General features: G+C 62.1%; 17 protein-coding genes. 8 read left to right on the forward strand and 9 right to left on the reverse strand.

Annotated elements, in window-relative coordinates; genetic code table 11:
- Positions 1 to 796: 796 nt before the first annotated feature.
- The 7 genes from EPZ47_RS27540 to EPZ47_RS27570 all read right to left on the reverse strand — a co-directional run bounded on the left by EPZ47_RS27540 (position 797) and on the right by EPZ47_RS27570 (position 9,422).
- Entirely contained in the window at positions 797 to 1,363 is a 567-nt protein-coding gene (locus tag EPZ47_RS27540; protein ID WP_135847535.1) for a GNAT family N-acetyltransferase, read from the reverse strand.
- Positions 1,364 to 1,633: 270 nt separating this feature from the next.
- A complete protein-coding gene (gene etfB, locus EPZ47_RS27545) occupies positions 1,634 to 2,404 on the reverse strand; it encodes an electron transfer flavoprotein subunit beta (RefSeq protein ID WP_135847536.1) in 771 nt (256 codons plus the stop codon).
- Positions 2,405 to 2,419: 15 nt separating this feature from the next.
- Positions 2,420 to 3,640 carry an electron transfer flavoprotein subunit alpha gene (gene etfA / locus EPZ47_RS27550; RefSeq protein ID WP_135847537.1) on the reverse strand — a complete coding sequence of 407 codons (1,221 nt, stop codon included), beginning with the start codon at positions 3,638 to 3,640 and terminating at the stop codon, positions 2,420 to 2,422.
- Positions 3,640 to 5,589: a dimethylglycine demethylation protein DgcB gene (gene dgcB, locus EPZ47_RS27555; protein ID WP_135847538.1), complete on the reverse strand. Its 1,950-nt coding sequence runs from the start codon at positions 5,587 to 5,589 to the stop codon at positions 3,640 to 3,642. The genes etfA and dgcB overlap by 1 nt, the downstream gene beginning before the upstream one ends.
- Positions 5,590 to 5,759: 170 nt before the next feature.
- On the reverse strand, positions 5,760 to 7,820 hold the full coding sequence (dgcA, locus tag EPZ47_RS27560) for a dimethylglycine demethylation protein DgcA (RefSeq protein WP_135847539.1): 2,061 nt from the start codon (positions 7,818 to 7,820) through the stop codon (positions 5,760 to 5,762).
- A 15-nt stretch (positions 7,821 to 7,835) separates the two neighbouring features.
- On the reverse strand, positions 7,836 to 8,366 hold the full coding sequence (locus tag EPZ47_RS27565; protein WP_053156148.1) for a DUF5943 domain-containing protein: 531 nt from the start codon (positions 8,364 to 8,366) through the stop codon (positions 7,836 to 7,838).
- Between the two features lie 78 nt (positions 8,367 to 8,444).
- Positions 8,445 to 9,422 carry a dipeptidase gene (locus EPZ47_RS27570; protein ID WP_135847540.1) on the reverse strand — a complete coding sequence of 326 codons (978 nt, stop codon included), beginning with the start codon at positions 9,420 to 9,422 and terminating at the stop codon, positions 8,445 to 8,447.
- Positions 9,423 to 9,657: 235 nt separating this feature from the next.
- Here EPZ47_RS27570 and EPZ47_RS27575 point away from each other — a divergent pair, with 235 nt between their 5' ends.
- Together EPZ47_RS27575 and EPZ47_RS27580 are read left to right on the forward strand one after the other, a co-directional pair.
- The gene (locus EPZ47_RS27575; protein WP_135847541.1) at positions 9,658 to 10,059 is read left to right on the forward strand and encodes a lysozyme inhibitor LprI family protein; all 402 of its coding nucleotides are present in this window, start codon (positions 9,658 to 9,660) and stop codon (positions 10,057 to 10,059) included.
- Between the two features lie 57 nt (positions 10,060 to 10,116).
- On the forward strand, positions 10,117 to 10,533 hold the full coding sequence (locus EPZ47_RS27580; RefSeq protein ID WP_135847542.1) for a DUF3010 family protein: 417 nt from the start codon (positions 10,117 to 10,119) through the stop codon (positions 10,531 to 10,533).
- Between the two features lie 155 nt (positions 10,534 to 10,688).
- On the opposite strand, the gene EPZ47_RS27585 is transcribed toward EPZ47_RS27580, so the two are convergent.
- Entirely contained in the window at positions 10,689 to 11,648 is a 960-nt protein-coding gene (locus tag EPZ47_RS27585; RefSeq protein ID WP_135847543.1) for a GlxA family transcriptional regulator, read from the reverse strand.
- Between the two features lie 220 nt (positions 11,649 to 11,868).
- On the opposite strand from EPZ47_RS27585, the gene EPZ47_RS27590 reads away from it, so the two are divergent.
- From EPZ47_RS27590 to EPZ47_RS27620, 6 genes are all read left to right on the forward strand, one after another.
- Complete coding sequence (locus tag EPZ47_RS27590; protein ID WP_135847544.1) at positions 11,869 to 12,813, forward strand: choline ABC transporter substrate-binding protein; 945 nt, start codon at positions 11,869 to 11,871, stop codon at positions 12,811 to 12,813.
- Between the two features lie 71 nt (positions 12,814 to 12,884).
- On the forward strand, positions 12,885 to 13,772 hold the full coding sequence (gene cdhC / locus EPZ47_RS27595; RefSeq protein ID WP_135847545.1) for a 3-dehydrocarnitine:acetyl-CoA trimethylamine transferase CdhC: 888 nt from the start codon (positions 12,885 to 12,887) through the stop codon (positions 13,770 to 13,772).
- Between the two features lie 155 nt (positions 13,773 to 13,927).
- Positions 13,928 to 14,893 (forward strand): L-carnitine dehydrogenase, encoded by a 966-nt coding sequence (locus EPZ47_RS27600; RefSeq protein ID WP_135847546.1) that lies wholly within the window; start codon positions 13,928 to 13,930, stop codon positions 14,891 to 14,893.
- Between the two features lie 127 nt (positions 14,894 to 15,020).
- Positions 15,021 to 15,497 (forward strand): thioesterase family protein, encoded by a 477-nt coding sequence (locus tag EPZ47_RS27605; protein ID WP_135847547.1) that lies wholly within the window; start codon positions 15,021 to 15,023, stop codon positions 15,495 to 15,497.
- 19 nt (positions 15,498 to 15,516) lie between these two features.
- Positions 15,517 to 16,680 (forward strand): gamma-butyrobetaine dioxygenase, encoded by a 1,164-nt coding sequence (locus EPZ47_RS27610; protein ID WP_135847548.1) that lies wholly within the window; start codon positions 15,517 to 15,519, stop codon positions 16,678 to 16,680.
- 311 nt (positions 16,681 to 16,991) lie between these two features.
- The gene (locus EPZ47_RS27620) at positions 16,992 to 17,252 is read left to right on the forward strand and encodes a hypothetical protein (RefSeq protein ID WP_135847549.1); all 261 of its coding nucleotides are present in this window, start codon (positions 16,992 to 16,994) and stop codon (positions 17,250 to 17,252) included.
- A gap of 158 nt (positions 17,253 to 17,410) precedes the next feature.
- Here EPZ47_RS27620 and gbdR read toward each other — a convergent pair whose 3' ends face one another.
- The gene (gene gbdR, locus EPZ47_RS27625) at positions 17,411 to 18,514 is read right to left on the reverse strand and encodes a choline metabolism transcriptional regulator GbdR (RefSeq protein ID WP_013694424.1); all 1,104 of its coding nucleotides are present in this window, start codon (positions 18,512 to 18,514) and stop codon (positions 17,411 to 17,413) included.
- Positions 18,515 to 18,560: the final 46 nt, after the last annotated feature.

An 18,560-nucleotide genomic window follows, 5' to 3' on the forward strand; every position in this document is an offset into this window, starting at 1 on the left:
TGTCCTTGTGCCATGAGTGAAGACAGGTGATCCCCCCCCGTCAAGGGAACACCTTAGAACTGTATGAAATTTGATCTATTACGTTTCAGACTATGACTGTCGGGGCCTGCAGCCTTTCGCAAACAAGTTATCCACACGACCACCCACAGTAAATGGGGACAAGTGCCTCGACCGTCGGATTTTTCTTTTGATAAAGCCAAGAAAAACCGTGACTTATGAACAATGACGGTTTTTACGGCGCACAGGTCAATTATTGATCAGATGCCTGAAAGGCTTGCCAGGCTTGGGGTGTGGAGGACAGCGAACACCTTATCCACAGAAGCGCCAACAGTGTTTGGGGGTAATTCTGATGGTTCTGTGGAAAACCGCTTTAACGGCTTATAAATCGGGGTTCCGCTGGGGTTTCTCGGGTAAAAACAAGGAATTGATCATTTAATGATCAATTCCTTGAAAGCCTCGCTCCGTATGGCTTGTAGAGGACAGCGAACATCTTATCCACAGAAGCGCCAACAGAGATTGGGGGCAAGTATGGGGCTGCGCCCAAGCTTATTCACAAATAAAACCCAGGAAAAACCGTGGGTTAGGCTGGTTGTTTTTTAAGCGCTGGCTTGGAGGGCCTGATCTGCGTGGGGTGTGGCGAGGGGCGAACAGGTTATCCACAGAGGCGCGCACAGGGATTGTGGGTAAACACCAATTCTACTGTGGGAGCGGGCTTGCTCGCGAAGGCGGTGTGTCAGTCGATGAAAATGTTGCCTGACACGCCGCTTTCGCGAGCAAGCCCGCTCCCACATGACGCTCAAGGCCGATGCATGAGATACGCCTGCCCCGTCACCCGAATCATCGGATGCGGGACAACCTGGCAGGTTTTGACGATGCCAAAGCCATGGCGCTCATAAAAGCGTCGGGCGCCGGTGTTCGCGGCATAGTCGATCAGGCTCAGGCCTTTGAGCGCCAGTTGATCGGCACGCTGTTGCGCCAGCTCGAGAAAGCGCACGCCGAGCCCCTTGTTACGCCAACCTTCATGCAGGGCCAAGCTCGATATATAGAGGGTATCGGGGACTTCCATGTCGGCGTAGGGCGCCAGGATCGGATCAGTGACGGGAGCCGCCTGCGGATCCTCACGCGTCACGTAGCTGTGCATCATGCCGATGACCTGTCCATTGGCTTGCGCGACAAGACAATTCTGGTAGGAAAAATCGACATTTTCTCGGGCATAACGAGCGGCTCCCACCTCCAGGAGGTCCTGCCCTGGCTCCGCCAATTGACTCCAGATGTAATCCGACGCGCCCTCTGAGGAAATCCGGAACAACCGGGCGATCTCCCGTGTATCCATGGGCAAGGCCGGACGAAATTCAACTTCCATTGATAGGGCTCCATTAGCTGTCAAACGGCTTTTTTACGCACAGGTTTGAGTCGCGACAACATACCTGGCCAGCGGTTTTATGGCTGGATGTTGCAGTAAGGTCAGGCTGGTCGTTTTTTGAGCGCAGGTTTGAAAGGCTTGATTGGCGTGCTGTGCGCATAGGGCCGAACAGGTTATCCACAGAGACGCGCACAGGGATTGTGGGTAAACACCCATCCTACTGTGGGAGCGAGCACGCTCGCCCCCACAGGGTTTGTGGTGAGCTTGGATTTAGCGAACCACCCCTTCCTCCACCAACAACTTGAGAATCGCCTCGGCGCCCGCCTCCGGGCTGACGCCCTTGAGCACTTGCCCGCCTCCGCCGCTGGCCTTGGCCGTGGCGGCTTTCATGCGGTCGGCGCCGCTCTTGGCCTTGATCACTTTCAAGCGCTTGGGCCGTGGTTTGGCCGGTTGCAGGGTCGCCACTGCCAGCAGGGTGTCGTCGATCACCTCGACTTCCTCCGCGTGTAGCACGCCGCGCCGCGCCGGGCCGTAGGCGCTTTGCCGAGGTTTGGGCGCGGCGTTATCCACAGTGGCCAGGAACGGTAAGCGCACTTTGAGACGGCGCCGTTGGCCGCGGGGCAAGGCTTGCAGCACCAAGGCCACGCCGTTGTCGATGGATTCGACCTGGGCCAGCCCTACCACCAGCGGCCAACCGAGGTTTTCCGCCAACAGGAACGGCAACATGCCCGAGCCTTCGCCGGTTTCCGCCTGGCTGCCGGTGAGCACCACTTGAGCGCCAGCGTCACGCAGGTAGTCGGTCAGGGCCGGCAGCGCGTCGGCGCCGATGGGGTTTTCCAGAACGTAGAGTTCGTCCAGGCCCATGCCCAGGTAAGCGCGCAGGGCCGGTTCGGCCACATCGCCGGCGTGCAGCACTTGCAGGTCGTTGCCGGCCAGTTGCAGGCCGAGCTCCACGGCCCGGGCGTCCTGCTCGGCACGCCGGGGCCGACCGGAGGTCGGGTGGGCGCCGATGGACACCAGGCTGATCACTTGAGTACTCATGGTTGAATCCTTAGCTTAAGCCGCATCACGCTTGGCTTCGTTGCGGTAAGCCTCTACCGCCGCGATCAAGGCCTGGAGAATCGCCGCGCTGTCGCCGATCACCGACAGGTCTGCCCGTTTGATCATGTCGCAACCCGGGTCGAGGTTGATCGCCACCACCTTGTCGCAGGCACCGATGCCTTGCAGGTGCTGGATCGCCCCGGAAATCCCCACCGCCACATAGACCCGCGCCGTGACCCAGGTACCGGACGCACCTACCTGACGGTCGCGGCCCATGAAGCCGTCGTCCACCGCCACCCGTGAAGCGCCTTCGGTGGCGCCCAGGGCCGCAGCGGTCTGGTGGAAAAGATCCCAGTCCTTGACCCCGTTGCCGCCGGAGAAAATGAATTCGGCTTCGGCCATCGGGATCGCCCCCGGGTCCACCGCCACCGCGCCCAGGTCTTCGATGCGCGACAAACTGCGCGCCACGCTTGTGGATAACTCCACCGGCAAGGCTTCATGGCGAGTTTCGCTAACCGGCTCGGCGCATTCGGCCGCTGCCAGGATCAAGCGCGCCAATGGCCGGGCCAGGTCTTGCAAGCCGGCACCGGCACGACCGATACACTCCTCGCCCTTGACCTGCCAGACCCGCGTGGCCGGACGTTCGCCCAGGGCCGCAGCCAGACGCCGGCCCAGTTCACCGCCACCGGTGCGGCTGTCGGGCAGCAGCCAATGGCGTGGATTGAATTGGTTATCCACAGCCCGCAGGCCCTGCACCCGTTGTTCCGGTGCATAACCACTGAACTCTTCGCCACCCAGCACCAGCAAGCGGTCAACGCCCGCCGTGGCGAAGGCATTTTCCTTGTGCTCGCCGAACACCACCGCCAACACCGCGCCATCGCTCCCGGCCAGTTGATGGGCCAGGCCCAGCAGATCGCGGTCGTGGCTGCTGAGGCGGCCACCGACCATGTCCGGCACCACACTGATGTAGAACGCCGGTTGTGGCACTTGATGCAGTGGCAGTTGCACCTCAGCGGCGGCGGTACGCTTGGTCGCGCCACCCTGCTGGGCACCGCTGCGGTCAATGCGTTTGATGCCGTTGGGGCCGATGAAACCCACGCCATGGACATTCTTGCGGATAACGCCGTTGGGCCCCATCCAGCTGTGCTGTACCGGTTGCATGGCCGCGTGCAGCGGGTGCAGGCGGTTGCGGGCGATCCACTCGGCGCGAGGGTCGCGGCGGATGATGTCGCTCATTAATGCACCTCCGCAGGTTCACGTTTGACCGGGGCCGCGGTTTTGCCCGGGGCCGCGTCTTCGAGCAGGGCGTCGGCCACCAACTCGGCGATGTCCTTGATCAACGGTCGCGGCTCGACCACACCTTCAAGCATCGCGGTGCATTGTGGACAACCCACGGCCACCAGCTCGGCGCCGGTTTCGCGGATGTCTTCCATGCGCATGTCGGGAATCCGCTGCTTGCCCGGGATGTCGGTGATCGGCGCACCGCCGCCACCGCCGCAGCAACGCGAGCGGAAACCGGAACGCTGCATTTCCTTGACCTCGATACCCAGCGCACGCAGCACTTGGCGTGGCGCCTCGTATTCGCCGTTGTAGCGGCCCAGGTAGCACGGGTCGTGATAGGTCACGCTGTCGCCCTTGTGCTGGCCGAGGCTGAGGGCACCAGCGTCGATGATCTCCGCCAGGTAGGTGCTGTGGTGCTGCACCAGGTAGTTGCCATCGAAAGCGCCGTATTCGTTTTTCAGCACGTGGAAGCTATGGGGGTCGCAGGTGACGATGCGATTGAAACTGTACTTGGCCAGGGTCTGGATGTTGCGTTTGGCCAACAGCTGGAAGGTCGCTTCATCGCCCAGGCGCCGGGCCACATCGCCGCTGTCGCGCTCTTCGAGGCCGAGCACGGCGAAGTCGACTTTTGCGGCTTTGAGCACTTTGACGAAGGCACGCAGGGTGCGTTGGTTGCGCATGTCGAAAGCACCGTCGCCAACCCAGAACAGCACGTCGGTAGACTTCTTCTCGCTGAGCAGATTGAGGTTCAGGTCCGCCGCCCAGTTCATCCGCCCACCCGGGGCGAAACCACCCGGGTTGTCGGTGGCGATGAGGTTTTCCAGGACCTCGGCGCCCTTGTTCGGCGTGGCGCCCTTTTCCAGGGTCAGGTGCCTGCGCATGTCGACGATGGCATCGACGTGCTCGATCATCATCGGGCATTCCTCCACGCAGGCCCGGCAGGTGGTGCACGACCATAGTGTCTCGGCGTCCACCAGGCCGTTGACGATCGGCTGATGGGGATTGCCAGCATGTTCGCCCACCGGTTTACCGGGGTACGGACTGCCGGCGAACTTCGCATCGGTGCCGCCGGCCAGGCCGACGACCATGTCCTGAATGAGTTTCTTCGGGTTCAGCGGCTGGCCGGCGGCAAAGGCCGGGCAAGCAGCTTCGCACTTGCCGCACTGCACGCAGGCGTCGAAGCCAAGCAGTTGGTTCCAGGTGAAGTCCTTGGGTTTCTCAACGCCCAGCGGCGCGGTGGGGTCGCTCAGGTCCAGCGGTTTGAGGCCGGTGGAGCGGCCACCGCCAAAACGCTCGGCACGGCGGTGCCAGGCCAGGTGCAGGGCACCGGCGAAGGCGTGCTTCATCGGCCCGCCCCAGGTCATGCCGAAGAACATCTCCGACACGCCCCAAAGCACGCCCAGGCCCAGCAATGCCACCAGTACCCAGCCACCGAAGTCCGCCGGCAAGATCCCCGCCACCGGCAAGGTCACCAGGAAGAAGCTGATGGAAAACGCGAACAGGCTTTTCGGCAGGCGCATCCACGGGCCTTTCGACAGCCGTGACGGTGGGTTGCGCCGGCGCAGGGCGACGAAAATCGCGCCGCTGAACATCAGCAGCGTGGCAAACAGCAAGGCATAGCCCAGGATGCGGTTCTGGAGGCCGAAGCCGTGCACCAGGATCGCCAATACCGCCGCCAGCACAAAGCCGCCCGCCGTGGCGACGTGGGTGTTGGCGATGTATTTGTCCCGCGCCACTACGTGGTGCAAGTCCACCATGTAGCGCTTGGGCATGGCGAAGAGACCGCCGATCAGGTCGACCTTGGACGGTCGGCCCCGGCGCCACATGTTCACCCGCCGCAAGGCGCCAAGGACCGCGAGGCCCAAAGCGGCGAACAGCAGGATGGGAAGAAGGGTGTTCAGCATGGTGAAGCTCCCAAAGACCTCAGGTCTTGCAGGCACAGAAACCTGGATGTCTTGCTCGATTCCTGTGGGAGCGGGCTTGCTCGCGAAGACGGACTGACATTCAACATCGATGTCGACTGATCCAGCGCTTTCGCGAGCAAGCCCGCTCCCACAGGGTTATCCACAAGCCGTTAGAAATCCTTGCACAGCCGCAAAGCGTCGTAGATGGCGGCGTGGGTATTACGCTGGGCCACACAGTCGCCAATGCGGAACAGCAGGTAGCCCTCGCCGCTCTGCTCCAGGCACGGTTGCGGCTTGATCGCGAACAGGGCTTCGACGTCGATCTGGCCCTTGTTGCGCGAACCTTCCTTGAGCGCGTAGTAGATCTCTTCGTCCGGACGCACGCCGTTTTCCACCACCACCTGGTCCACCACGCGCTCTTCCTTGGCACCGGTGTATTCGTTCTCCAGCACCGCCACCAGCTTGTCGCCTTCGCGGTAGACCTTCTCCAGCATCATGTCCCCGGTCATGATCACTTCCTTGGGGTACATGCTGCGGTAGTAAGTGGGGAACGAGGTCCCGCCAATCGCCACGCCCGGCTTGATGTCGTCGGTGACGATCTCGACCTGGCTGCCCTTGTCGGCGAGGAAGTCGGCCACCGACATGCCGGTGAATTCGCAAATGGTGTCGTAGACCAGCACGTTCTTGCCTGGCGCGACCTTGCCGTCGAGCACGTCCCAACTGCTGACCACCAGCCCCTCGGCGGCGCCCCAGTGCTCGTTCTGCTCCAGGTTTGGATGCCCACCGACGGCCAGCACCACCACGTCCGGACGCAGGTCCATGATGGTCGCCGCGTCAGCCGCCACGCCCAGGCGCAGGTCGACTTTCAACCGCGCCAGTTCCAGTTGGAACCAGCGGGTGATACCGGCGATCTGGTCCCGTTGCGGGGCTTTCGAGGCCGTAGTGATCTGCCCACCGATGAATTCTTTCTTCTCGAACAGGGTCACGTCGTGCCCGCGCTCGGCGGCTACCCGCGCCGCTTCCATCCCGGCCGGGCCGGCACCGACCACCACCACCTTGCGTTTCGGCCCGGTGGACTTCTCGATGATGTGCGGCACGCCCATGTATTCACGGGAGGTCGCGGCGTTCTGGATGCACAGCACGTCCAGACCCTGGTACTGACGGTCGATGCAGTAGTTGGCGCCGACACACTGTTTGATCTGGTCGATCTGGCCCATCTTGATCTTGGCGATCAGGTGCGGGTCGGCAATGTGCGCGCGAGTCATGCCGACCATGTCGACGTACCCGCCCTCCAGAATCCGCGTGGCCTGGTTCGGGTCCTTGATGTTCTGCGCGTGCAGCACCGGGACCTTGACCACTTCCTTGATACCGGCGGCCAGGTGCAGGAACGGCTCCGGTGGATAACTCATGTTCGGGATGACGTTGGCCAGGGTGTTGTGGGTGTCGCAACCCGAGCCCACCACGCCGATGAAGTCCAGCATGCCGGTGTCATCGTAATACTTGGCGATCTGCTTCATGTCCTCGTGGGACAAGCCGTCCGGGTGGAACTCGTCACCGCAGATGCGCATGCCCACGCAGAAGTCGTCACCGACCTCGGCGCGCACGGCCTTCAACACTTCCAGGCCGAACTTCATGCGGCCTTCGAAGGTGCCGCCCCATTCGTCGGTACGCTTGTTGACCCGCGGGCTCCAGAACTGGTCGATCATGTGCTGGTGCACGGCCGACAGCTCGACGCCGTCCAGGCCACCGGCCTTGGCGCGCTTGGCGGCGCTGGCGTAGTTGCCGATCACCCGCCAGATTTCTTCCGGCTCGATGGTCTTGCAAGTGGCGCGGTGCACCGGCTCACGCACGCCGGACGGCGACATCAGAGTCGGCCAGTTGAAGCCGTCCCAACGTGAGCGCCGGCCCATGTGGGTAATCTGGATCATGATCTTGGCGCCATGCTTGTGCATGGCGTCGGCCAGGTTCTGGAAGTGCGGGATGATGCGGTCGGTGGACAGGTTCACCGAACTCCACCATTCCTGCGGGCTGTCGATGGCAACCACGGACGAGCCACCACAGATCGCCAGGCCGATGCCGCCCTTGGCCTTCTCTTCGTAATACTTCACGTACCGATCGGTGGTCATGCCGCCGTCGGTGGCGTAAACCTCGGCGTGGGCGGTGCTGAGCACGCGGTTGCGGATGGTCAGTTTGCCGATCTGGATCGGCTGGAACATTGCTTCAAAAGCCATGGCGCGATCCTCGACTTACAACGGCTTGACGATGAACAGGCCGTCGTCGTGGCCTTCTTCGGAACCGCCGTAGACCTGCTCGGCCACGGTGCGGATCGAACTGCCGCGGGCGGCAAGGATCTGGTCCATGGCGCCGGCGAACCAGCCGGTGAACATGTAGTCGACCTTGCGTCCGACCTTGCCGTACACATAGACGAACGCCGAGTGTTCGAGCTTGACGCTGGCGGTGCCTTTGTCGAGGTCGATGTCCTGGATCTTGAACAGGCCCCAACCGCGCTGGGACAGGCGCTTCATGTAGTGCTCGAACACCGCGACACCTTCCAGACCGTGGCACTCGGCTTCTTTTTCACACCAGTGCCAGGCGGATTTGTAGCCGGCCTTGTAGAGAATCTCGGCGTAGGCCTCGGCGCCCAGCACTTCTTCGATGCCCATGTGGTTATTGACGAAAAAGTGACGCGGCACGTAGAGCATCGGCAAGGCGTCGGAGGTCCAGACACCGGTTTCGCTGTCGACTTCGATAGGCAGTTGCGGGGCGATTTTGGCCATGAAAACTTGACTCCGGAAATTCGTGGTGTGCCTGCGGCGCAGATGACCGCAGGTAAAGGATTCAGCGGTGCGGCGGCGTTATTCGCCCCAGACGTCTTTGAGGACGTTGACCCAGTTCTCGCCCATGATCTTGCGTACCACCCGCTCAGGATGGCCGCGCTTGAGCAGCGTCTCGGTGAGGTTCGGGAACTCGCCCACGGTGCGGATGCCCAGGGGGTTGATGATCTTGCCGAAGCTGGTCAGACGACGGGCGTAGCCCTTGTCGTGGGTCAGCATTTCGAAGAAGTCCTGGCCGTGGCCCTGGGTGAAGTCGGTGCCGATGCCGATGGCGTCCTCGCCCACGATGTTCATGGTGTATTCGATGGCTTCGGCGTAATCGTCGATGGTCGAATCGATGCCCTTGGCCAGGAACGGCGCGAACATGGTCACACCGACGAAACCGCCGTGGTCGGCGATGAACTTCAGTTCTTCATCGGATTTGTTGCGCGGGTGCTCTTTCAGGCCGGACGGCAGGCAGTGGGAATAGCACACCGGTTTCTTCGATTCGAGGATGACTTCTTCGGACGTCTTGGAACCGACGTGGGACAGGTCGCACATGATGCCGACCCGGTTCATCTCGGCGACGATTTCGCGACCGAAGCCCGACAGGCCGCCGTCACGCTCGTAGCAACCGGTGCCGACCAGGTTCTGGGTGTTGTAGCACATCTGCACCACACCCACGCCCAGCTGCTTGAAGATCTCGACGTAGCCGAGCTGGTCTTCGAAAGCGTGGGCGTTCTGGAAACCGAAGATGATGCCGGTCTTGCCCTGTTCCTTGGCACGACGGATGTCGGCGGTGGTTTTCACCGGGATCACCAGGTCGCTGTTCTCGCGGATCAGTTTCTGGCTGGCGACGATGTTGTTGATGGTGGCCTGGAAACCTTCCCACACCGACACGGTGCAGTTGGCTGCAGTCAGGCCGCCCTTGCGCATGTCTTCGAACAGGTCGCGGTTCCACTTGGCAATGATCAGCCCGTCGATAACGATGCTGTCGGCGTGCAATTGCGCTGGGCTCATCAGGCAGTCCCCTTTTGTCAGCGATTCATGCGCCGAATCGTGTGCCGGCGCTTTGGGGCCAGCATATGCCTGAGGGCCGTGGCGACCGGGTGCAAAAACGACAGGGGAATTGCCGAAAGCGTCAATCCGCGACAAAGGGCTATGGTCGACCCACCCTACCCGTCTGTTCTTTACCCCAGGCTTACGCCAGAATCCGCCGCATCACTGGCTTTCACTGGACTTGAGCGGCGACGCAATGAAATCAATCTTCCTGGCTTTGGCACTGATCAGCACCGTCGCACACGCGACCGAAGACACCGAACCAAACCCCTGCGACGCCGTGGAAAACGACGTCCAGACCCTGGCCTGCTCGGCCTACGGCAAAACCGCCGCCGAACAACTGCTCAATGAAAACCTGCAGAGCCTCTTCGAGCGCCTGCAAACCCGCTACGCCAGCGACAAGGCCCAACTCAGCGACATCACCAGCAAGATCAAGGCCGCCCAACAACTCTGGCAAAAACAGCGCGACGCCGACTGTGCCATCGCCGCCTTCCCGGCCAAACCCGGCAGCGAAGCCTACAAAATCGCCGAAAACGACTGCATGGCCCAGGTGAGCGACGATCGGTCGGAGTTTTTGGAGTCGATTGGGCAGGAGTGATGCGTCAGGAGCCGTTCCGCGCGGTAAGCTGCGTGCATCATCGGTAAAGGGACTCACATGAAAACCTGCGGCATCGAAATCAAAGGCAGCGAAGCGATCATCGCCGTGGCCTCACTGGATCAACAGACGCTGACCCATATCGTCCTCAACACCAAGAAAATCGCCCTGGACGACGATGACGAAGCCGCCAACGTCAAGGCCTTCGCCGCTCAGGTGCAGGCGTTCGTGGTGGATAACGGTATCGAACGCATCGCCATCAAGAAGCGCAGCAAGAAAGGTGAGTTCGCCGGAGGGCCGACGACGTTCAAGATCGAAGGAGTGTTCCAGTTGCTGGAAGGTTGCGAGGTGACACTACTGTCGCCGCAGACCATCAACGCGCAGAGCAAAAAGCATGACTTCGCCCCGCCGGCGACGCTGAACAAGTATCAGCATGAGGCTTATAAGGCAGCATGTTCGGCGCTGGTGAAGAAATAGACCTTTCCAACCGGACACAGTACCTGTGGCGAGGGAGCGCCCAGGCTCCTTAGCATCTTGGCCGACACCTCCAGCTTCGAATCGGTGAGTTTTATACTCAATTATGACGACAGGTATAATTTATAGGCGCGAGCATAATTGAGTATAAAACCCTGTCAAACCAGCTCCCGTCCATCCCCCTGCCGCCGCCGATCCTCCCGTGGGCAGCGCGCGAACCGTGCTCGATAGCTGCGAGTGAAGTACGACGGTGATTCAAAACCGCAGGCAATGCTCACCTCCAAAACGCTCATGTCGGTCTGGCGCAGCAATTGCCGGGCCTTTTCCAGGCGCAGGCGCAGGTAGAAATTGCTCGGAGTGTCGTTCAGGTGCAGGCGGAACAGGCGTTCGAGTTGACGGCGGGTCACGCCAATGGACTCGGCCAGTTCAAGGGTGCTCAAGGGCGGCTCGCTGTGGGTTTCCATCTCGCCGATGACGTGCACCAACTTCTTGTTGCGAATGCCGTAGCGGCTGGCGATTTCCATGCGCTGGTGGTCTTTGCGCGGACGGATGCGGCCGAGCACGAACTGCTCGCTGACCTGAATCGCCAATTCGGCACCGTGGGCCTGGCCGATCAGGTCGAGCATCAGGTCGATGGACGCGGTGCCACCGGCGCAGGTAATGCGTCGACGGTCGATTTCAAACAGCTCCTGGGTCACGCTCAGCTGTGGATAAGATTCCTTGAACGCCTCGATCGCTTCCCAGTGCAGGGTCACGCGGTGCCCTTCCAGCAGGCCCGCCTCGGCCAGGACCACACTGCCGGTGTCGATACCGCCCAGGGTCACACCTTCGTTGTCCAGCCGATGCAGCCAACGCTCCAGGGCCGGGGTGGCGAACTTCAGCGGTTCGAATCCCGCCACCACCCAGAGGGTCGCGCCCTTCTTCAGCGGTTCCAGCGCGGCATCGGCGTTGACCGACATGCCATTGCTCGCCAGCACCGCTCCGCCATCGGCACTCAACACATGCCAGCGATACAGCTCGCCGCGAAAACGATTGGCCACCCGCAACGGCTCGATGGCCGAAATGAAGCCGATGGCTGAAAAGCCCGGCATCAACAAGAAATAGAAATCCTGGGACATGGAGCGCACTCGGTTAGCGGGTAGCGTGCGGATCTTGATACGCCAGTTGCAAGGGCTGTTCAAGCGCTGGAGGCCTCTATTCGTGAAACAGGACACCAGGTCGCCGCAGTGCAAGAGCACGTCGCCGCTGTGCGTTTTGCCGAGCGTAGGGCTGCGTAACTTGGCATCACCGGCGCACAGACACCGGACCCCATAACAATAAGCTGCCGAGGAACCCGACATGAAACGACTGATCAGCTCCTGCGTCCTTGCTCTCAGCGGTACCGCTTTCCTGAATGGCGTCGCCATGGCGGCCGCGCCCGCCGCATGCCAGAACGTGCGCCTTGGCGTGGTCAACTGGACCGACGTCATCGCCACCAGCGCCCTGACCCAGGTGATGCTCGATGGCCTCGGCTACAAGACCAAGCAAACCAGCGCCTCCCAGCAAATCATCTTCGCCGGCATCCGCGACCAGCGCCTGGATCTGTTCCTGGGTTACTGGAACCCGCTGATGACCCAGACCATCACCCCGTTCGTCGAGGCCAAGCAGGTCAAGGTGCTGGAACAACCCAGCCTCAAGGACGCTCGCGCAACCCTGGCCGTGCCGACTTACCTGGCCGACAAAGGCCTGAAGACCTTCGCCGACATCGCCAAGTTCGAGAAGGAACTGGGCGGCAAGATCTACGGCATCGAACCGGGCTCCGGGGCCAATACCCAGATCAAGGCCATGATCGCCAAGAACCAGTTCGGCCTGGGCAAATTCCAGCTGGTGGAGTCCAGCGAGGCCGGCATGCTCGCCGCCGTGGACCGCGCCGTGCGGCGCAAGGAAGCCGTGGTGTTCTTTGGCTGGGCGCCGCACCCGATGAACGTCAACGTGCAAATGACCTACCTCACCGGCAGCGACGACGCCCTTGGCCCGAACGAAGGCATGGCCACCGTGTGGACCGTCACCGCGCCAGACTACGCCCAGCAATGCCCGAACGTGGGTCGCTTGCTGAGCAACCTGACGTTCAGCGCTGAAGATGAAAGCCGGATGATGCAGCCGCTGCTGGATCACAAGGACCCGCTCGAATCGGCCAAGCAATGGCTCAAGGATCACCCGCAAGACAAGCAGCGCTGGCTCGAAGGCGTGACCACCTTCGACGGCAAGCCCGCTGCCGACAACCTGAAACTGACCAGCAACTGAACAACCGTTATCCATCTGCGCAGCGCCAAACGGCTGCGCAGTGACTTACCACGCCTGAAGGAATCCGCACCATGAACCACGACGTCATCATCACCTGCGCACTCACCGGTGCTGGCGACACGACCGCCAAGAGCCCTCACGTACCGGTCACCCCGAAACAGATCGCCGCGGCCGCCGTTGAAGCCGCGAAGGCCGGGGCCACGGTGGTCCACTGCCACGTTCGCGACCCGCAGACCGGCAAGTTCAGCCGTGACGTGGCGCTGTACCGCGAAGTGATGGAGCGCATCCGTGAGGCGGACGTCGACATCATCGTCAACCTCACCGCCGGCATGGGCGGCGACCTGGAGATCGGTGGCGGCGAAAACCCGATGGAGTTCGGCCCCAACACCGACCTGGTGGGCCCGCTGACTCGCCTGGCTCACGTCGAGGAGCTGTTGCCGGAAATCTGCACCCTGGATTGCGGCACCCTGAACTTCGGCGACGGCGACACCATTTACGTCTCCACACCGGCGCAACTGCGGGCCGGTGCCAAGCGCATCACCGAATTGGGGGTCAAGGCCGAGCTGGAAATCTTCGACACCGGCCACCTGTGGTTCGCCAAACAACTGATCAAGGAAGGCCTGCTGGACAACCCGCTGTTCCAGCTCTGCCTGGGCATCCCGTGGGGCGCACCGGCCGACACCACCACCATGAAAGCCATGGTCGACAACCTGCCGGCGGACGCCGTGTGGGCCGGCTTCGGCATCGGCCGCATGCAAATGCCGATGGCGGCCCAGGCCGTGCTGTTGGGTGGCAACGTGCGGGTCGGACTGGAGGACAACCTGTGGCTGGACAAGGGCGTGCTCGCCACCAACGGCCAACTGGTGGAGCGCGCCGGCGAAATCCTCAGCCGCCTGGGGGCACGCGTGCTCACGCCAGCTGAGGGGCGCAAGAAGATGGGCCTGACCCAGCGCGGCTAAATCGACACCTCCTCCTTTTGGAAAAAGGCCTGTGGGAGTAAGGCTTGCCCGCGATGACGGTGTGTCAGTCGACATCAACGTTGAATGCAACGCCGCCATCGCGGGCAAGCCTTGCTCCCACAAGTGATCAGCGATCTCTTTTCAGGAAATCACCCATGAGTTTCATCACCGACATCAAAACCTTCGCCGCCCTGGGCAGCGGTGTGATCGGCAGCGGCTGGGTCAGCCGCGCCCTGGCCCATGGCCTGGACGTCGTCGCCTGGGACCCGGCACCGGGCGCCGAAGCGGCGCTGCGCAAACGCGTTGCCAACGCCTGGGGCGCACTGGAGAAACAGGGCCTGGCGCCCGGCGCCTCGCAGGATCGGCTGCGCTTTGTCGCGACCATCGAAGAATGCGTGCGCGACGCCGACTTCATCCAGGAAAGCGCCCCCGAGCGCCTGGAACTGAAACTTGAGCTGCACGCTCAGATCAGCGCCGCCGCCAAGCCGAACGCGCTGATCGGCTCCAGCACTTCGGGGCTGCTGCCAAGCGAATTCTACGAAGGCTCCACCCACCCGGAACGCTGCGTGGTCGGGCACCCGTTCAACCCGGTCTACCTGTTGCCACTGGTGGAAGTCGTGGGCGGTAAAAACACCGCGCCAGAAGCGGTGCAGGCGGCGATGAAAGTCTACGAATCCCTCGGCATGCGGCCACTGCATGTACGCAAGGAAGTACCCGGTTTCATCGCCGACCGCCTGCTTGAAGCGCTGTGGCGCGAAGCCCTGCACCTGGTCAACGATGGGGTGGCAACCACCGGGGAAATCGATGACGCCATCCGTTTTGGTGCCGGGTTGCGTTGGTCGTTCATGGGCACGTTCCTGACCTACACCCTGGCTGGCGGCGATGCCGGAATGCGCCACTTCATGGCCCAGTTCGGCCCGGCATTGCAGTTGCCGTGGACTTACCTGCCAGCACCGGAACTGACCGAGAAGCTGATCGACGATGTAGTGGAAGGGACCAGCGAGCAACTGGGCAGTCACAGCATTTCGGCGCTGGAGCGCTATCGTGATGATTGCCTGCTGGCAGTGCTGGAAGCGGTGAAAACCACCAAGGCCAAACACGGAATGTCTTTCACTGAATAACCCCCTGTGGGAGCGGGCTTGCTCGCGAAGAGGCCAGTACATCCGCTAAATATCCTGCGGTAGATACACCACCTTCGCGAGCAAGCCCGCTCTCACATGAACCCCAATCTTCTGCTGGATCGTCATCATGCCCACCCTCACCACCTACCAAACCCGCATCCTCCCGGAATGGGTCGACTACAACGGCCACCTGCGCGATGCCTTTTACCTGCTGATCTTCAGCTACGCCACCGACGCGCTGATGGACAGCCTCGGCATGGACAGCCAGAACCGCGAGGCCAGCGGCCACTCGCTGTTCACCCTTGAACTGCACCTCAATTACCTGCACGAAGTGAAGCTCGACGCCGAAGTTGAGGTGCGCACGCAGATCATCGGCCACGACAGCAAGCGGCTGCACCTCTACCACAGCCTGCACCTGGCCGGCGGCGACAAAGAACTGGCCGGCAATGAGCAAATGCTGCTGCATGTCGACCTGGCCGGCCCGCGCTCGGCGCCCTTCACGGAACCGACCCTGGACCGCCTCAAAGCCCTGCTCGACCAACAATCGGACCTGCCGCCCCCCGCGTACATCGGCCGAGTCATCGCACTGCCCCCCGCCCGATAGCTTCGAACAGGAGACCGCCATGAACACCGCCGCCGCTTTTGCCGATTTCCGTAGTTATCCCCTGGTCTGCGCGCTGAGCGCTGTAACGTCCCTGGGCGACCGACTGCAAGTGACCTGGGCCGATGGCCGGATCAGTCCCTTCCATCACCCGTGGCTGCGGGACAACTGCCCTTGTTCGCAATGCGTCTATACCGTCACCCGCGAACAAGTCCTCGAAATCATCGACGTACCTGAAGATCTGGCGCCTCGCGCAACCTACCTCGACGAAGAAGGCTGCCTGTGCGTGGACTGGCAGGACGGCCACAATAGTCGTTTCGACCCGGGCTGGTTGCGCGCCCACGCCTACGACGACCAGTCCCGGGCCGAACGCCTGGCGAACAAGCCCAAAAGCCGCCTATGGCGACACGATCTGCAATTGCCGGTGTTCGATTACCCGGCGCTGATGGACGATGCCAATGCGCTGCTGCAATGGTTGCTGGCGGTGCGCGACATCGGCCTGACCCAAGTGCGCGGCGTGCCCACTGAGCCCGGTTCGCTGAAACAGCTCGCCCAGCGCATTTCCTTCATCCGCGAGAGCAACTTCGGCGTGCTGTTCAACGTGCAATCCAAAGCCGATGCCGACAGCAACGCCTACACCGCTTTCAACTTGCCGTTGCACAGCGACCTGCCAACCCGGGAGCTGCAACCGGGGCTGCAGTTCTTGCATTGCCTGGTGAACGACGCCGACGGGGGCGAGAGCATTTTTGTCGACGGTTTCGCCATCGCCGAGGCGCTGCGCCAGGAAGATCCCGAGGCCTTTGCCGCGCTGTGTGAAATCCCGGTGGAGTTTCGCAACAAGGACCGCCACAGCGATTACCGCTGCCTGGCGCCGATCATCGCCGTGGATGCCCTGGGGCAGGTCGCGGAAATCCGCATGGCGAATTTCCTGCGTGGGCCGTTCGACACCTCGGTCGAGCAAATGCCCAGGCTTTACCGCGCCTACCGCCGTTTCATCGCCCTGACCCGCGAGCCGCAGTTTCGCCTGATGCAGCGGCTCGAGCCCGGTCAGCTCTGGTGCTTCGACAACCGCCGCACCCTCCACGCCCGCAACGCCTTCGACCCGGCCACCGGTGCCCGGCACTTCCAGGGGTGCTATGTGGATCGGGATGAGTTGTTGTCGCGAATTCTGGTGTTACAGCGTTAGACCGCGTCATTGCTCGCGATAGCGGTCTGTCCAACACCCCATCACCACCGGATTCACCCAGGCAAAAAAATCCCCGATCAAGCCGTGACTGGATCGGGGCAGGTGCGTTACTGGAGGAGCTGTCGCGCGAGGGTGACCAAACCATCGTGATTCAGCTTGGGGTCAGTGTGCCCAGTCCAGGCCGATGCAAGTTAGCCGAAAACGACGCGCTCATAGTCATTCATGACATTGCGACCATTTGCCCTTGCCGCCGCTTCGGGCGGCTACCAGAATCGAGGCACGACCCCAATCCCTGAACAAGGAAAAGCGTCATGATGCACGCCGATTTGATCGACCAGGAAGACCTGCTGGGCCAGCTCAAGGCCCTGGGGTTGCAGATACCCAGCGGCTCCACTGCCCAGCAGGCCTGCGAATGCGCCGTGCGGGGGCTGGACACGGTCCGCGCCAATGCACTGCGCAAATTGGTCAAGGACATGTACACCAGCAGTGCGACCATCCTGCCAGCCGTGCGCCAGGCGATTGATAAGCAATTGTTGCCTGCATTGGCGGAGTATCAGCAGACCCATAGCTGACCCTATGGCCAGGGAGCTTGCTCCCGCCCGGCTCTGTAGGCGCTGGCGAAGCCTGCGATCTTTTGATCTTTCACTTGAGATTCAAGTGTCTGGGGAAAGATCGCAGCCTCGTTGCACTCGACAGCTCCTACGCCACCCAGCAGGAGCAAGCGTCGGTCTTAGAGCCTCACACTGGCAAACGTCGACTCATTGCGCGCCTGGCTCAGCGCCGACAGCGGGCCGGACAGCGGCGACAGCACCAGCGCCTGTGGCAGCGGCATCATCGCCACCTGCTGCGTGGTGTTGGAGCCTACGCGTTCGTCGCGCGGTGGAATGCCGAAGTATTCGCGGTAGCACTTGGAGAAGTGCGGGGTGGAGACGAAGCCACACACCGAAGCCACCTCGATGATCGACATCGGCGTCTGCTTGAGCAGTTGCCGGGCACGAATCAGTCGCAGCTTGAGGTAATAACGCGACGGCGAGCAGTGCAGGTATTTCTGGAACAACCGCTCCAGCTGCCGGCGGGAGACGGCGACGTACACCGCCAGTTCGTCCAGGTCGATCGGCTCTTCGAGGTTGGCCTCCATCAGCGCGACGATTTCCTGCAACTTCGGCTGGTTGGTGCCGAGCATGTGCTTGAGCGGCACGCGCTGGTGATCCTGCTCGTTGCGGATGCGCTCATAGACAAACATTTCCGAGATCGCAGCCGACAGTTCGCGGCCGTGATCGCGGCTGATCAGGTGCAGCATCATGTCCAGCGGCGCGGTGCCACCGGAGCTGGTGAAGCGGTTGCGGTCGAGGGTGAACAAGCGGGTGCTCATCGACACCCGCGGGAAGGCTTCCTGCATCGCCGCCAGGCATTCCCAGTGCACGCTGCAATCAAACCCGTCCAGCAGGCCGGCGCACGCCAGGGCCCAGCTGCCGGTGCAGACCGCACCGAGGCGACGAGATTGACGGGCCTGGCCTTGCAGCCATGACACGTGTTCGCGGGTGACGGTGCGTTGGATGCCGATGCCGCCACAGACGATGACCGTGTCCAGTGCCGGCGCTTTGTGCATGGAAGCATCCGGGGTGATCTGCAAACCGTCACTGGCCCAGACCTGACCACCATCGACGGTGAGGGTGGTCCAGCGATACAGCTCGCGACCGGACAGCTGGTTGGCCATGCGCAGCGGTTCTACCGCGGACGCCAGGGAAATCAGCGTGAAATTGTCCAGCAGCAAAAAGCCGATGGATTGAGGCGCACGGTTCTGGGGTTGGGCCCCGGAGTTGGACGTCGTCATCGCGGTATCTCCTCACACAAAGCGGGTGATGGCCTCAGGCGGAGGC

The sequence above is a fragment of the Pseudomonas viciae genome (assembly GCF_004786035.1).
GTDB lineage: Bacteria > Pseudomonadota > Gammaproteobacteria > Pseudomonadales > Pseudomonadaceae > Aquipseudomonas > Aquipseudomonas viciae.